The sequence below is a fragment of the Pseudochrobactrum asaccharolyticum genome (assembly GCF_003314995.1).
Lineage (GTDB): Bacteria > Pseudomonadota > Alphaproteobacteria > Rhizobiales > Rhizobiaceae > Pseudochrobactrum > Pseudochrobactrum asaccharolyticum.
Window position 1 is genome coordinate 42,942 of sequence record NZ_QNRH01000002.1, and the last position, 16,203, is coordinate 59,144.

12 protein-coding genes and 1 pseudogene are annotated in these 16,203 nt (G+C 49.5%); 10 read left to right on the forward strand and 3 right to left on the reverse strand.

What is annotated here, in order from left to right:
* Positions 1–14: 14 nt before the first annotated feature.
* The 6 genes and pseudogenes from DFR47_RS22080 to qatD form a co-directional block, all read left to right on the forward strand.
* Positions 15–627, forward strand: a pseudogene (locus DFR47_RS22080) (transposase); the annotation flags it as partial.
* 413 nt (positions 628–1,040) lie between these two features.
* Positions 1,041–1,991, forward strand: a complete 951-nt coding sequence (locus DFR47_RS04845; RefSeq protein ID WP_210207274.1) for a transposase — start codon at positions 1,041–1,043, stop codon at positions 1,989–1,991.
* Between the two features lie 333 nt (positions 1,992–2,324).
* The gene (gene qatA / locus DFR47_RS04850; RefSeq protein WP_170137445.1) at positions 2,325–4,304 is read left to right on the forward strand and encodes a Qat anti-phage system ATPase QatA; all 1,980 of its coding nucleotides are present in this window, start codon (positions 2,325–2,327) and stop codon (positions 4,302–4,304) included.
* A complete protein-coding gene (gene qatB, locus DFR47_RS22270) occupies positions 4,304–5,209 on the forward strand; it encodes a Qat anti-phage system associated protein QatB (RefSeq protein WP_342633950.1) in 906 nt (301 codons plus the stop codon). The genes qatA and qatB overlap by 1 nt, the downstream gene beginning before the upstream one ends.
* Positions 5,206–6,576: a Qat anti-phage system QueC-like protein QatC gene (qatC, locus tag DFR47_RS04865; RefSeq protein WP_113943300.1), complete on the forward strand. Its 1,371-nt coding sequence runs from the start codon at positions 5,206–5,208 to the stop codon at positions 6,574–6,576. Before qatB ends, qatC begins: the two co-directional genes overlap by 4 nt.
* Positions 6,573–7,331, forward strand: coding sequence for a Qat anti-phage system TatD family nuclease QatD (gene qatD / locus DFR47_RS04870; RefSeq protein WP_113943301.1), 759 nt, complete (start codon positions 6,573–6,575; stop codon positions 7,329–7,331). The genes qatC and qatD overlap by 4 nt, the downstream gene beginning before the upstream one ends.
* 160 nt (positions 7,332–7,491) lie before the next feature.
* On the opposite strand, the gene DFR47_RS04875 is transcribed toward qatD, so the two are convergent.
* From DFR47_RS04875 to DFR47_RS04890, 3 genes are all read right to left on the reverse strand, one after another.
* Entirely contained in the window at positions 7,492–8,706 is a 1,215-nt protein-coding gene (locus DFR47_RS04875) for a tyrosine-type recombinase/integrase (RefSeq protein WP_113943302.1), read from the reverse strand.
* A gap of 303 nt (positions 8,707–9,009) precedes the next feature.
* Entirely contained in the window at positions 9,010–9,669 is a 660-nt protein-coding gene (locus DFR47_RS04880) for a lysozyme inhibitor LprI family protein (RefSeq protein WP_113943303.1), read from the reverse strand.
* 656 nt (positions 9,670–10,325) lie between these two features.
* A complete protein-coding gene (locus DFR47_RS04890) occupies positions 10,326–11,576 on the reverse strand; it encodes a Zn-dependent hydrolase (protein ID WP_113943914.1) in 1,251 nt (416 codons plus the stop codon).
* 260 nt (positions 11,577–11,836) lie between these two features.
* Between DFR47_RS04890 and DFR47_RS04895 the strand changes: the two genes are divergently transcribed.
* The 4 genes from DFR47_RS04895 (at position 11,837) to nikC (ending at position 16,197) form a co-directional block, all read left to right on the forward strand.
* On the forward strand, positions 11,837–12,562 hold the full coding sequence (locus DFR47_RS04895) for a FadR/GntR family transcriptional regulator (protein ID WP_113943305.1): 726 nt from the start codon (positions 11,837–11,839) through the stop codon (positions 12,560–12,562).
* Positions 12,563–12,699: 137 nt separating this feature from the next.
* Positions 12,700–14,217: an ABC transporter substrate-binding protein gene (locus DFR47_RS04900; protein ID WP_113943306.1), complete on the forward strand. Its 1,518-nt coding sequence runs from the start codon at positions 12,700–12,702 to the stop codon at positions 14,215–14,217.
* Between the two features lie 175 nt (positions 14,218–14,392).
* Complete coding sequence (locus DFR47_RS04905; protein WP_113943307.1) at positions 14,393–15,340, forward strand: ABC transporter permease; 948 nt, start codon at positions 14,393–14,395, stop codon at positions 15,338–15,340.
* On the forward strand, positions 15,337–16,197 hold the full coding sequence (nikC, locus tag DFR47_RS04910; RefSeq protein WP_113943308.1) for a nickel transporter permease: 861 nt from the start codon (positions 15,337–15,339) through the stop codon (positions 16,195–16,197). The genes DFR47_RS04905 and nikC overlap by 4 nt, the downstream gene beginning before the upstream one ends.
* Positions 16,198–16,203 lie beyond the last annotated feature (6 nt).

Genomic DNA, 16,203 nt, shown 5'->3' on the forward strand with positions numbered 1-16,203 from the left:
TTATCAATTGGGAGATTGAGAGGACACAGAAGGCCGGAACATCAAAAGACGCTGCTGATAAGCTGGTCAAAAATATTAGACGCAAGACCCGACAGCACTATTCTGCGGAGGAGAAGATCCGCATTGTTTTGGCGGGGCTACGCGGTGAAGAAAGCATTTCTGTGCTGTGCCGTCGCGAAGGTATAGCCGAAAGCCTTTATTATAGGTGGTCGAAAGAGTTCCTTGATGCTGGGAAACGTAGATTGTCCGGTGATACAGCCCGTCAAGCAACCTCGCCTGAGGTAAAGGATCTGCGCTCTGAAGCTTTGGCTTTGAAAGAATAGTTGCTGACCTGACACTCGAAAACCGTCTGCTTAAAACATTATGACCGGAACTGGGGTGGTGGGGAATGATATATTGCGCATCTAAGAAGCTGGTGATCATCCGCACTATTGATATGTCACACCTGCCCATCAAACAAACCCTTGATATGATACCTATCCCACGACTACTTTTTATCGGCGGTATGATCGCTATCTTGAAGGCGGATTAGATGCGTTGACTGATCGCACCCCTCGGCCGAGATCGATCTGGAATCGTACTCCAGAACAGAAGTTCTCAGCCGATGTCTGCAATGCATTAAAACAGTCCTGTTGCAACGCTGCATTTAACCTGTCCAGTACACTAGCCATAAATAACGCAAATCCTCAGCCCCACGTAAAACGCTTTATCCATAAGCGGCAAAGGTAATTGTTATGATTGTAATTATGTTACAGCGGTCTGATGGTCTGACCCCTGTTACGATTGACCCCGTGTCATTGTGTTGACGTGTCGGCCATTAGATCGCCCTGGCAACGGGCGAGATGTGACTTCATAGGAGCATGACGGGAGCGCCCCTTCACAGTCCTGTCCTCTCTGATCGATGCCTGGGTATCATCAGCCAGAGGAGGATCTATGCGTATTATCAATTCCAATAATATCATTATCGGTATCGACACTCATAAAGCTACACATGTGGCTGTGGCCATCGATAAAAATGGTGCAAATTAGCCACTTTATCCATACCAGCCAACGCGAAAGGCTATCTTGAGCTTGAACGATGGGCAACTAGCCTCGGAACCATCATAGCATTTGGCATTGAAGGCACTGGGTCTTACGGTGCAGGGTTGTCTCGATTACTTCTGGAACATGGTTACACGGTGGTGGAAGTGACGCGTCCTCATCGTCAACTGAGATATAGCCACGGAAAGTCCGACAGCTTGGATGCAGAAGGTGCGGCTCGCTCTGTTTTAAGCGGTCAGGCGACAGCTAAGCCCAAAACGCACGCCGGGTCTTCAGAGATGATCAGACATCTTAAGATCGCGCGTGATACCGCAGTTAAATGTAGATCGCAGGCCATGGTGACGCTTAAAACCCTTATCATCAATGCACCGACTGAATTACGGGATAGCCTTGATCAGATCAAAGGTAAGATCATCCTGATACGACATATCGCAGCCTTTCGGCCAGGTGAGATCACATCGACGCTAGCATCCGCAAAAGTTGCATTACGTGCATTGGCTCGACGATGGTTAGCTCTCCACGACGAAATCCAGACGCATGACAAAGAGCTGGAGCGCCTCGCTGCGGCGTGTGCACCAGTGTTGATGGCGTCGCACGGCATTTCTACGATGACGGTTGCGGAAATGCTCATTCTTGTCGGCGATGATCCGACAAGAATCCGGTCCGAATCCGCATTGGCGAAATTGTGCGGCGTTTGTCCGATCCCGGCATCCAGTGGAAAAACCAATCGCTTTCGGTTGAACCGCGGAGGCAATCGTCAGGCCAACGCAGCCCTCTATCGGGTAGCCATCATAAGAATGCGTAGCCACGAGCCAACGCTTGCTTACGTCAAAAAACGCACAAACGACGGTAAGAGCAAAAGTGAAATAATCCGATGCCTAAAGCGCTACATTGTTCGGGAAATCTTCAAGCATCTTTGTACGCCCCAAAATGCTGAAATCGCGACTTGACGAATATAGGAGCTTCAATTCATTGATGAAGCCAGTATCTAAACAAGCAAGGCAAAATTAATTTGGCTTAGGCACTGGCAAACAAGGTTTACTGAGATCGCATTCTTCTAATATATAAATGCACTTCATTATCTACGCCGAAAACATCCCGCGTCTATCTATAATTCCCTGTAATTTCCTGAGTATGCGCATGAAATACGTATAACACCATAAGAATTAGTACAGTTTTATACTTGTTGAATCAGGCAAAGAAGCATCAAAAGATGTTTGACTGCGAATTAATAAATGGTAAGTATTTAATAATTTTTCTTGATTTGTTGTCGGAGATATTTGTTGGTAGACGCATCTCGCACCCAGAAACTGGGCTTTATTAGTGACCATGAAACTAAGATTGATCTTCTCCGTAACAAGGCCATTGCCACTACCATCTTGGATATCATCGCAGGCAGTGGCACTCAGCCTCTGACGATTGGTGTCCACGGTTATTGGGGAGCGGGTAAGTCGAGTGTTCTTGAGATGATCGCGGATCATGACTTCGAAGACGAGAAGACACTCGTCATCCGCTTTAACGGGTGGCAATTCGAAGGTTTCGAGGACGCAAAGATCGCGTTGATCGAGGGCATTATCGACCAGTTAATCGCCAACAAGACGATTTACAATAAGGCCAAAGATCAAATTTTAGATGTAGTCAAACGTATAGACTGGCTCAAGGCCGCAAAGAAGGCAGGGGGGCTGGCTTTCACAGTCGCCACTGGTCTGCCCTCCCCTGACCAAGCTCTAGAACTGACGAAATTCGCGATAGGAAAAGTTGCCGGTGGCGAATGGGCTACGCCAGAGAATATCGCGGCGGCGACAGAAGGCGTAAAAGGCTACTTGAAAGAAGCCGAGGATAAGCCGACCGTCGCAAAAAACATCCGAGAGTTCAACAGTGCTTTCAAGTTGCTGATCGAAAAAGCCGAGATTGATCGCCTAATAGTGCTCGTCGACGATCTCGATCGGTGCCTCCCCGAAACCGCGATCGAAACACTCGAAGCGATCCGGCTCTTTGTGCTGCTGCCTCGAACGGCCTTTGTTATCGGAGCAGACGAGACAATGATCCGATATGCGGTTACAAAGCACTTTCCTGATTTGCCAGCGGGAGCAGCAAACCAAGATTATCCACGGGCCTACCTCGAAAAGCTGATCCAGGTGCCATTTCGCATTCCGGCCATGGGGGAGGCAGAAACAAAAACCTACCTTACGCTGCTGGCAGTCGGATCAATAGTTGGCGAGAATAGCGAAGAGTTTAATAGTCTGTTGGAAAAGGCCGAAGACTACATGTCGACACCATGGCTCCAGAAGTCCATTGGCGACATAGACGTGTCGAACTCACTTGGCGCGATGTACACTTCTGAGGTTGTCTCGGCTGTTTCCATGATGGCACAGATATCGGCGGTGCTTGCTTCGGGCACCAAGGGGAATCCACGCAACGTCAAGCGCTTCCTCAACTCATTGACCCTTAGGCTTGCCGTGGCGGAGGCAAGAGGTTTCCAGAACGTAATCGAGAGCCAAATTTTAGCCAAGATCATGCTGGCGGAACAGTTTTTCCCCGACATATTTGAGGAAATCGCTCGGGAGGTTGGCACGAATCCCGACGGCGTCAGCTCCAGTTTAGAACGTCTCGAAGAGCGCTGTAGCAAAACAGCTGCACCTAATGAAAATTTGTCGCCGGACGACAGCGAAGTCTCGGACTCGGATAACACCGTGACGACTTCAACCGAACAGATCCACGAACCGCGAATTGATGCGTGGATGGTCCAACCGAACATCCTTCCATGGGCGAGGCAAAAACCAAAGATCGGAACAAAAGACCTGAGACCGTATCTGTTCGTGGTCAATGACGTTAAAAATTTCGCTATTATGACGGCAGCGCTCGATGCACGCCTCCTCACACTCGTCGAAAAACTCTCAAAAGACGATTTGGCGGCCGCCTCCGTTTTGCCCTCAGTCGCCGCGCTTGTCCCTGAGGACAAAATGTTAGTATTTGAAGAGCTCCGTGCCATTGTCCTCAAGACTACAGATTGGGACCGAAAGCCTGCGGCGATCACAGGCATGATTTTGTTCCTGACAAAAGTCTCCGAGTTTGAGAGCAGATATCTCGAATTGTTGGAACAACTACCTGCGGAAAAGCTCGGCTCATGGGCCGCAGCAGGCCATGACCGCGCGGTGAAGACGCCAGATGGTAAGACCCGTCTTAGCAAAATCGTGGAGGGCTGGAAAACAACTGGTAGCGAGAGCCTCAAATCCATGATTCAGGCAGATGGAGGACGCTGATGGGAACATCTACTCCTTTTAATGGCGGCAAAAACTCGAACCCATTGCTACCATCATGGCTTGACGATCCGTCTGGTGATCCGGGAACATCTCCAGCCGAACCGCCCACTCCATTAATACCACAGTCTCCTGCACAACCAGATAACTTACCACCAGGAAGCCCGCAAACACCGCAGACCCCCCCTGCAGCCCCTCCACAGCCTCTACCATCAGAACAGAGGTACACACCGGGTCGTAAAGCTTTCAATAAGGGAGCGCGGACAGGAAACTCGGCCGACCGAGAGCGGTCGTTTAAACAGGCGGCGGCATCATACGTGTCCCGCTCAGGCGGTGGAGGATCTGCTTCAGCGAGGGCGAGCGCCGACCGTCGAGCGGCGGGACGACTTGTAGATCTACTTGTGCGAGCGGGTGCCGATGGGTCGGATATCCGGCAGGAGTTGCGACGCCTTGATCTGGCGTCGCTAGCACAGCGTTCAACCGCCGAGATATTCGAGGCGCTGATCGATTATGTCTGCGAGCCAGGCGGTGACCTTGATCAGGCTTTCGTGCGTGACGCTTATTCCGAAGCATTACACGAAGTGCCTAAAGACATGATCAGTCGGCTTGAACGGCCTGATGGCGCGATGATCAATTTCATACTTGAGCGATTTATTGCGAACACTATCATGAGTAGGCTGCTCAATGCAGTTGGAAACGGTGCTATTACTCTACCAGAGACGGCAACCTCTGCAATATCGCTAAATGACTCGTTCCGCGATTGGATTCTTGGCCGCGTCCAAGATGCCATGGAGGCTACTAAGGGTATCTTCCGCGAAGGACAAGTAGCTATGCAGATAGATCATATCTACGAGACGGCCTACGGCATTCTCGAAAGGACAGGCCAAAACGAGGGAGACAACCAGTGACTAGATACGTACTTGCCCCCGTCCTTGGACCTACTGATCTGTTCGACCCGAAACCTAGAGGTGCTGAAAAAATTTATCGTTTCGATATCCTCGCAGATGGTCAGTTGAGGCTTGGTATAAGCACTGCGCTAAAGCAGCTCAAAGAAGCAGAAGGAATGCCAACTGGTCACGGCCTCGAACTACTGGTTCTTGCTACGCTCATTTCCATCGCCGACACCCGCATTAATAGATCAAGATCGAGTCAAGATGGATGGACCCGCGAGATTGGACTGTATCTCCCTGTTGCGCAACCGGTTTGCTGGTATCCCGCTAAGTCGACATTGGAGAAAATGTTGCGTTTTCTCACGGGTGATTTGTGGACAGTTGATTTCAGGCCTTGGGTTGGTGTTCTCGGTCGATCTGACCTTCAAGGAGCATTGATGACGCCGAAATTTAATGCAATATCGTTGTTCTCTGGAGGGTTAGACAGCCTAATCGGCGCGATCGATAAGCTCGAAAATGATAGTGAAAACATCTATTTCGTCAGCCATAAGGCAGACAGTTCTATTAGCAAACCCCAAAGCGACGTATTTGAACTTGTTACGAGTATATACCACAACAGATCCCCGTCGCGACTGGCTCTCCCACTCGGGAGAATACAAAGTGTCACAGATATGGGAAGGGAAAATTCGACGCGCGGCCGCTCATTCCTTTTTATTGCACTCGCCGCTTTTGCAGGCTCGGCGCTCGGAAACCCCTTTCCGATCTATGTACCTGAAAATGGCCTCATTTCACTGAACGTACCTCTTGATGCGACCCGATTAGCGAGTAATAGCACAAGGACTACGCATCCTTACTACTTCCATCGTTGGAACGATCTGCTGGCGATCCTTGGCATACCAGGCACGGTTCAGAATCCCTATTGGAACAAGACGAAAGGAGAAATGATCGTGGAATGTGCCCGCCCTGATATTCTCAAGGAGACGGCTCCGCTCTCAATATCCTGCGCCAAGCCCGCACACGGACGATGGGAGGGCAGTAGCGAACGACATTGTGGCTATTGTCTTCCGTGTATCATCCGACGAGCTGCATTCCTTAAGGGAGAGAAGGTTTTGGTCGATACGTCCAGATACCGCATGGAGGAACCTGCTAAAGAGGACCTCGACAGTACGAACAAGAAAGGCGAGCAGTTTCGAGGATTCGAATTCGCTATCGAACGTCTACGCCAAGACCCTAGCAGGGCTAGGTCTTTTATATACAAGACAGGCCCCCTTCTCGAAGATCAAGACAAGATTAAGGACTTGGAAGGCGTCTATTCCAGAGGTATGGAGGAGGTTGCCACGTTTCTTAACGGTATCAAGACTATCTCTTCAAAGGCCTCATTGTGACACCATTTGTCGATTTCCACTGCCACCTCGACCTCTATCCGGATTACGAGGCCTTAGTTGCGGAGTGTGAGCGCCATTCCGTTTATACGCTCGCAGTAACAACAACGCCGAGAGCTTGGGCGAGAAACAAAACCGTTGCATCCAAGACTAAATACATCCGTGTGGGTCTGGGGCTTCATCCCCAACTCGTTAGCTCACATGGCAAAGAGATTGATCTCTGGGAGAAGCTTCTTCCAGAAACCAATTATGTGGGTGAGGTCGGGATCGATGCTAGTCCGCAATACGCTAATTCGCTTTCGGAGCAAAAGTACGTGTTTGAACGTATCCTCAAGGCCTGCTCGTCTCAAGGAGGTAAGGTTCTGTCAATTCACGCTGTACGATCCGTGCCGTTAGTTCTAGACATGCTGGAAAAATATCTGGACTTTGCTACGAACGTCCCGGTTTTCCATTGGTTTTCCGGCTCTCCAACCGAGGCAAGGAGAGCCGCCAAGCTCGGTTGTATGTTTTCAATCAATGATCGAATGTTACATGGTAGTAAGACGCAATCATTGTTAAAGGCTATTCCGCTTCAACTAATGTTGACCGAAACGGACGGACCTTTCACAACTACGAATGGTCGCGTAAATAGACCCTTAGATGTTAGTGTCTGCGTAGCTCACCTTGCCAGAGAGATTGGACAAGACAAAAATGATGTCCAGTGTTTAATATTTGAAAATCTACGGAGAATTCTTGATCAACGCCATAGGTCTAAATAAATCTGTAGATCAATTTAGACTATATATAATAGTTTTATTTTTAATAAGGATGTTATTAAGTATTTCTACCAAGTTATAATTTTAAAAAATATAGAAAATCATTTGTTGAAAATTAATCTAAATGAACGGCAATAGGGGATTTTGCACCCACTCCTCGAATCTACTTTTCTTTCTCATACCCCATATTCTTGCCAATCATATCAGCAACATTATTTGCAGCTTCGCGCAAGGGATCCGGCGCTAAATGTGCATAGCGTTGGGTTGTTTGTGCCTGGCTATGGCCCAATAGTTTTCCAACCAAATACAGACTTTGCCCAGATGAAACTGCTAAGCTTGCAAAGTTATGCCGTAAATCATGAATTCGCAGATCTTCAAGATCTGCATCCGCACGAATTTCATTCCATACTTTAAAAAGACTTATCGGCGTTTCACCACCAGACGCTGATGAAAATATTAATGGCGAGCCTACCATCCGAGGCAGGGATTTGATGAGTTCAACAGCTGCAGCGCCCAGATGCATTACTTTTTGGCCGGTCTTACTATCCGGCAGCTTAGCTATACTATGATCAAAATCAATCCATGACCATTGCAGGGTCAGCGCTTCATTCTTACGGCAGCCTGTCATTGCTATGAAACGAATCGCAGCGACAGCGAATAGACTAGCACCCCTCTCTTCAGCTGCATCTAAAGCACGGCCAAGTCGCTCCAGTTCCTGAGGATTCAGATATCGATCATGCTGCTTGAGTTTAAACTGTTTTGTGCCCAATGCTGGATTATCAGTGCGATATTCATGCTCCACTGCAAATGACAACATAGACGACAATAGACCCAATGTACGGTTGGCTGAGCCCTTTCCGCCGGTTACCCGCGCTAAACCTCTTGCCTTAGTTTTAACTTTAGCTGCAGTTTTACCGGTTGCCACGTCGTTTACAAATTTTTGAACATCTGCACGCCGTATCTCTTTAACTTTCATCTTGCCAAATAAGGGCGCGATATGACGTTTCATCAAACCTTTTTCGTTTGTAACTGTAAGCGGCTTTTTATGCGCGCAGGCAATCTCCCAATAGAGCTCAGCGAATTCATTAATCGTAATATCATGGCGGCGAGATCGTTTCTCCTCATGCGGGTCATAGCCTGATACAATTTCACCAAGGAGCCGTTTGGCTTCTTCACGTGCAGCATCAGCAGTCCAGGGCGCTCCATAAGTCCCAATCGTAAACCGTTTAAGACTACCATTGAGACGCGATTGCAGCACGAATATCTTCTTACCTGCGGCAGTTACTTTCAGCCCCAAGCCTTTTAGTTCATCATCCCAGTGAAAAGCATCCTTCTCACCCGGAATGATTTTATCGACATTGCGCTTTGTTAATTTCATCGCTTTCACCCTGATTGCTAGCAATCAAATAGCAATCAATTAAACAGGTTTCGCGAGGTCTTTCAAGGTATGTCCGGGAAATTGTAAATTCATAAAACATTGATATAATTATATTAAATGACTTTCCGTGATTTTACGGGAACAGCCCAGGCACCATTCGTAATGATGGGGTCACGTGTTCGAGTCACGTAAGCGGCACCATAAAGTTAACCAGCCAGAGCATCTCTGTTTTTAAATTTCAGAGCTATCTAAAAGCGCCCTTTTATATAAGCGCTTCAAGATACATGGCAGAACACGTTTCAACTATTGACCAACACGGAAATAATTACCGGCTGCGGTACCAAAGCCTCCCGTTGTAGTTTCATCACAAAAAGGCGTCGGAATATTAAGAATTGCACCCTGCAATTTCAGGGTCAGCGGCCCGCCTTCCCCCTTGAATTTTGCCTCAGTTGCAGACTTCTGCTCAAGCTCACCTTCAAAGCTGCACACCCAACTCCCGTTTGCCTGATCGGCAACATCAATATTCACGATGAGTTTGCCAGAGGCATTTTTTTCCGCTTTAACGAGACCCCAGACATTTCTCCAGTTTCCTTCAAGGGAAGTACTGTCTGCAACAGATATCCAGTTGAGAAACTCAGCGCGCATTTCCGTCCGGTCCAGCAGGCTCTCCTGCCTTACTGCAGCATTCGACAGATGGCTTTCAAAAGCTTGATCGCGCAGTTTAATAAAGTCAGCCTGATCCACCTTAAGCGCTTGCTTTAAAGCTGCGTCAGCTCTTTTAATAAGTGCTTCATAAGCAAGCGACATGGCACGATCTGCCTCAGCAATTTCAGGCGAAGCACAGATTGCCTTTTCCGTTTCTGTCGAAGCTTTCGCGCAATCAAAACCCGCTTGCTCTAATGCTTGTGCAGGAGAAAATGCATAAATTCCTAAGGCAGTGCATAAAGCGAGGCAATATTTCATATGACGCGTTCTTTCTTCTCAACATTTTCCATATAATTTGATTTGCGACGATGAGCACACCATCTAGCCTATGAGTGTAGCGGCTGACCATCCCGTATAAATAAAGATTGTTTTCTATATAGAATTATAAGTAATTTCTTGTCGTCTTTATGAGACATAAACTCATCTGCATCGATAGCGGATAATCTGACCTTAATGACAGGAAGTTCTGAGACCATCGATTTTGCCACACCGACATATCTGTCGTGGGAATTTGTGAGCTCACAAATGTTCAACTTTACACTTGATGAATCCAAAAGTGCTTTTGGCGTTAAATACCAAACTCAGGAAGCGAGCGATCCGTTGAAAGCTCAGGTGTATGAGAAATTGATCTTGTTAAGAGCACCATCATCCGTAACACACATATGGTCGGCGAAACAGATAACGGCATATGCAAATCAATTACGGCTGAAGAAAGCGGCTTTGTATAATAAATATACCTTATAAAATCTGGGCGCTCCGAGCCGGTCTGATTTTATAAGCCAAAGGTCGAATCTCAACCGTGCTTTCCGGCTGAACATTGAAAGCCTTAGTAATGGATTATCAATCCACCGCTCTGATCAAAGAACATCACCTCAACACTCCGCCTGCCCTGTATAATTTGCAACAGCCCAATCTTAATGGGTAAAGCTGATTTCAGTCAGATCGCACAGCGTCAGAAACAGCACATCAACACCCTTGGCCAGCTGATCACAATCTGTCCATTCTTCCGGCGCATGGGAGATACCGTGACGGCTCGGTACGAAGACGAGTCCGGTCGGTGCAAAATCCGCCATCACCATGGCATCATGCCCTGCACCGCTGACCATAGTCCGGCTTTTCAAGCCTAGTTTGTTGGCATGGAATTGCAGACGCTCGTGCATTTGCGCGGAGAGCGGCACCGGCGAAATAAAGATTTGCTGCTCCACATCAACCGACAAGTCATTGCCGCCTGCGCGCTCAATTACATCATGCGCCTGATCCATCAGCGCACGCACGACATTTTCTTTGGGTGCACGGATATCCGCAGTAAAGACCACGCGGTCAGGAATGACATTGGCACCGCCCGGATGAACTTCCATTTTTCCCACTGTCAAAACAGCATCTTCGCCGATTGTCCGCGCCAGATCGGGCAATTGCGCCAGCGCCGTTACAGCACCAACCAACGCATCCCGACGTGCATTCATCGGCGTTGTACCCGCATGTCCCGCCTGCCCGTGAAATGTTGCTTTAAGCTGACCAAGCCCCACGATCCGGTCAACGATAGCAACATCGTCACCGCTCGCCTCCAGCACCGGCCCCTGCTCAATATGCAATTCCAGAAATGCGTGAACAGAACCGGCTTGACGGACAGCTTCATGCGCTTTGGAAGGTTCAAGACCATAGTCCTGCATAGCATCACGGAACAGGATGCCGTCATCATCGGCATAATCCAGCAGCGCAGCCATATCCACTTTGCCGGTCATAATACGTGAAGCCAGCAGACCGCCGCCAAAGCGCGTCCCCTCTTCCTCAATCATTGCAATGAACTCAACCGGCCGTTCCGGTGTCAGCCCACGCTCTTTCAGCTGAAACGCAATTTCGATACCGGCGATCACACCGGCCTGACCGTCAAACTTACCGCCATTCGGCACAGAGTCAAAATGAGAACCGATCAGCACCGGTGCAAGATCCGGTTGACGCCCTTCCAGTCGCCCGATCAGATTACCCACCGCATCCTCACGTACAGTCAGCCCTGCCGCTTCCATCTGCCCGCGCAGATAATCACTCGCCTGCCGGAATTCCGGACTATAGGTCAGACGGGTTGTGCCTTTGTCGGGCGTGGCATTGAACTGGTTCAGCCCGTCAATCAGAACTTGAAGGCGTTGCGGATCAGAAAACTGGGTCATGACAATAAACCTGCGGATAATAAGATCAGCCATTTATGGGTCTTATGAAATTTCGGCGCAACACACAAAACCACCACGAACCAATTTTATAAATGGTTCGTGGTGGTTTTTAATAAAATTACTTTATTTGCGACATCAACTTCGCTTAAAGCGCATAAATTTTAAATTAATTGACATAAAATGCACAAAGTCATTCACTTCTCGCAGAATCATGTTACCAATATTGAAAGTGGTTCAAATGATCCGCACTGTTAAATAGAATGAATGACCTCAGCCAGAATTCTGACTTTGCTTTAGAACAATTACGTACCCTGCTGGCTGATCAAACATCAGATCAGGAGCACCGTCTGCCGTCTGAACGGGAGCTGGCTGCACGCTTCAATGTCAGCCGCCGTGCTTTGCGTGCTGCACTCGACATTCTGGAAAATGAAGGGCAGATCTGGCGTCGACAGGGACAAGGCACTTTCAGCGGTGAACGCCGCCCGACCGGCAATATGCCTGTCAACCAGATTGCTACCTTTACCAATCCGATCGAAGTGATGGATGTGCGTATCGAAATTGAACCGGCACTGGCGCGCATGGCAGCAGCGCGTGCAACACCGGCTCTGATTGAGCAACTGGAAAAACTGGCACAAAAAGCCGAGCAGGCCGACGATGTTGCATCATGGGAAAAATGGGATTCAGCATTTCACAGCAAGATCGCCGATGCTTCCGGCAATCAACTTTTCATCGCTATTATGAGCATTATTGATGAAATCCGCCGTAATAATGCATGGCAGCAGTTTCGTACGCGTGTGCGCTCCACAGGCAGAAACTCGCTCTCAGTCACCCAGCACAATGCCATTCTCGATGCTATCCGACGGTTTCACCCGCTTGATGCAGAGGAAGCGATGCGAACACACCTGATTTCGTTGCGCGAGGCAGTTATCGAAGAAATCGGCGGCGTTGCAAGGGCGCAGTCACGCCAGACCAGCCAAACAAATTAACAATTACGATCCGCAGCAGTGCATGCGGATCAACAACAGAGCGGATTTTCTGCCGGAGGAGAAAGCCCGTTCTGTCCGAACTTTATGAAAACCAACGCATTATCTGATTGTTCAGCAGAACAAAATAAGGGGTGGAGATGAAATCAATCTACAAGATTGCGCTGAAAAGCGCGACATTATCAGCCGCAGCAATTGCTTTGACTGTACCGGCACTGGCCGCCGATCTGCGCATCGGCCTGCAGGATGATCCGGATGTTCTGGATCCGCACCGCGCCCGCACCTTTGTCGGCCGTATTGTGCTGACATCCATGTGCGACAAGCTGTTTGACATCAATGACAAGCTGGAAATTCAGCCGCAGCTCGCTAAAGAGTGGAAATGGTCAGAAAACGGCAAAACCCTTCATGTCAAATTGCGTGAAGACGGCAAATTCCATGACGGCGCAACAATTACTGCTGCCGATGTCAAAGCCAATCTGGAACGTGCCAAAACCCTGCCGGAATCCCTGCGCAAAAGTGAAATCGCTGCTATCGATAAGATCGAGGTACTTGATGACACCTCTCTTGATATCCACGTGACCAAGCATGACGCCGCACTGCTCACCCAGTTGTCAGACCGCGCCGGTATGATCCTCTCCCCTAAAGCCTTTACTGACGGTGAATTCACACAAAATCCGGTTTGTTCCGGCCCTTATAAATTCACAAGCCGTGTTCAGAACGACCGTATCGTTCTGGAAAAATTTGCGGACTACTGGGACGCAGCAAATTATCACTTTGATAAAGTGACCTATCTGCCAATTCAGGATTCCACTGTCCGTTTCGCCAATCTGCGCTCCGGCGATTTCGACCTGATCGAGCGTCTTGCTTCCTCTGATATTGAAGCCGCAAAAAGCGATAAGAACCTGACCTATCTGCCGGTGACCAGTATCGGTTATCAGGCGCTGACTTTCAACCTGACCAAGGGTGACAAAGACAGCTTCCCGATCGGCCATGACAAACGTATCCGTCAGGCTTTTGAGCTTTCGCTTGACCGCAATGCCATCAATGAAGTTGTTGGTCAGGGCGTATTCCAGCCTGCACACCAGCCTTTCCCGCCATCAAGCTTTGCTTATAATCCGAAATATGATGCGGTAACGCGTGATGTTGAAAAGGCCAAGCAGCTGATGAAAGAGGCCGGTCATGAGCGTATCAGCTTTGAACTGGCCTTCGGCAATTCCACCACTTCCCAGCAGGTCTATGAGCTTATTCAGGCAATGTCTTCCGAAGCCGGTTTCGACATTTCCCTTCGCCCGACCGAATTTGCGGCATTGCAGAGCACGCTGAAAGAAAAAAGCTACGAAGTCGGTCAGAGCGGCTGGTCAGGTCGTGCCGATCCGGATGGCAACATCCATCAGTTTGACACCTGCAAAGGCAGCCTCAATGATGCCGGTTTCTGCAATGAAAAAATAGATGCATTGCTGGAAGAAGCCCGTGGCCTTCAGGATCAGGCTCAGCGTAAAGCACTGTATGATCAGGCTCAGGAAATCCTGCAGGATGAACTGCCGATCATCTATCTGTACTACCAACCATGGATCTTTGCGACCCGTGCAAACCTGAAAGGTTTCTCGGCGCATCCAGATGGTATGATCCGCCTGAAAGGCGTGACTCTGGAACAATAACAGCGCGTTACCCGACGATTATGCCAGCCGGCATAGTCGTCGGGCACCTTGTTGAAACGCAGCCTCAGCCAAATTGAAACTGCCCGAAGGGCCGGCTGGAAAACCCAGACTGCAAAGCTTGCTGCTTGATGTCTGATGCCCGCTGTTCTGTTTTCAAGATGATGGAACTTAACCTATGTTCGAATTAATTATCCGGCGTTGCCTGGTGGTGATCCCGACCCTGTTTCTGGTCTCGGTCATCGTTTTTGGCATGCAGAAACTGCTGCCGGGCGATCCGGTTCTGGCGCTGGCCGGTGAAGACCGCGATCCGCAAACCATTGCCTATCTTCAGGAAAAATACCGGCTCAACGACCCGATTGTTACGCAATATACGAGCTGGCTCGGGCGTATTCTGACCGGTGACTTCGGTGTCTCGATCCGCACCGAAAAGCCGGTACTGGATCTGATCGTACAGAAACTGCCGGTTACATTGCAGCTTGCAGCCTTTGCCATGATCGTTGCTCTGCTGATCGGGGTGCCGGCAGGGATCATATCTGCCGTGCGCAAAGGCACACTGACCGATTATTCGATCAATGTTGCCGCACTCTCCGGCCTGTCTATTCCGAATTTCTGGCTTGGTATTCTGCTTATTCTGGTGGTGTCCGTTCAATGGCAGTTACTGCCATCATCCGGCTACACATCCCCGCTTGAAGATCTGGGACAGAATATCCGCACCATGATTATGCCGGCCTTTGTGCTGGGTACCGGTCTTGCCGGTGTGCTGATGCGCCATACCCGTTCTGCGATGCTTGGCGTACTGCGCTCCGACTATGTACGCACGGCGCGCGCCAAAGGCCTCAATGAAAAGACGGTTATCCTGCGCCACGCGCTGCGTAACGCCCTCGTTCCGATCATCACACTGACCACTTTGCTGTTTGGTGAATTGCTCGCCGGTGCGGTTCTGACAGAACAGATTTTCACCATTCCGGGCTTTGGCAAGCTGATCGTTGATGCGGTTTTCACCCGTGACTATGCCGTTGTGCAGGGCGTGGTGTTGTGTACAGCGGTTGGCTTCATCCTGATGAATCTCCTCGCCGACATTCTCTATATTATCGTCAATCCGAGACTGAGGGATGCAACATGAGTGCGCTCGCAATTCCGGCTAAAAAACAACCCAACCGCACATTACAAAAGTTCCTCTCGAACAGAGCCGCTGTTCTGGGCGCCATTCTGGTTGGCTTCTTTGCCCTTCTCGCTATTCTGGCGCCGCTCATTGCCGGTTATGATCCGTTGCAGACCAGCTTTACAGCGATCCGCAAACCGCCTTCAGCTCTGCATTGGTTGGGCACAGATGAGTTGGGACGCGACCTGTTCTCCCGCATGGCCTATGGTGCACGCACATCGCTGATGGCGGGTGTTGTCTCCGTCTTCATCGCCATGCTGGTCGGTGTGCCTTTCGGTATTATCGCAGGTTATTTCGGTGGCTGGGCAGATAGCATTATCTCCCGTCTGATTGACGCCATGCTTGCAATTCCGTTTCTGATTATGGCAATTGCACTGGCGGCTTTTCTCGGCGCCAGCCTCACCAATGCGATGATCGCCATCGGCTTGTCTGCCGCACCGGTCTTTGCCCGCCTGACCCGTGGTCAGGTACTCTCCATCCGTAATGAAGAATATATCGAGGCTGCTCAGGTTCTGGGTCTGCGTCATCCGCGCATTATCCTGCGCTATATTCTGCCAAATGCCATGTCACCGATTATCGTTCAGGCTACACTGACCATTGCAGCGGCAATTATTGCCGAAGCCAGTCTGTCCTTTCTCGGTCTTGGCCAGCAGCCGCCGAACCCGTCATGGGGTTCCATGCTGAACACAGCGAAAAACTTCATCTCACAAGCGCCATGGATGTCCGTATGGCCGGGAGCCGCAATCTTCCTCGTGGTTCTGGGTTTCAATCTGCTTGGCGATGGTCTGCGCGACGCTATTGATCCGCGCGAATATTAATAATTT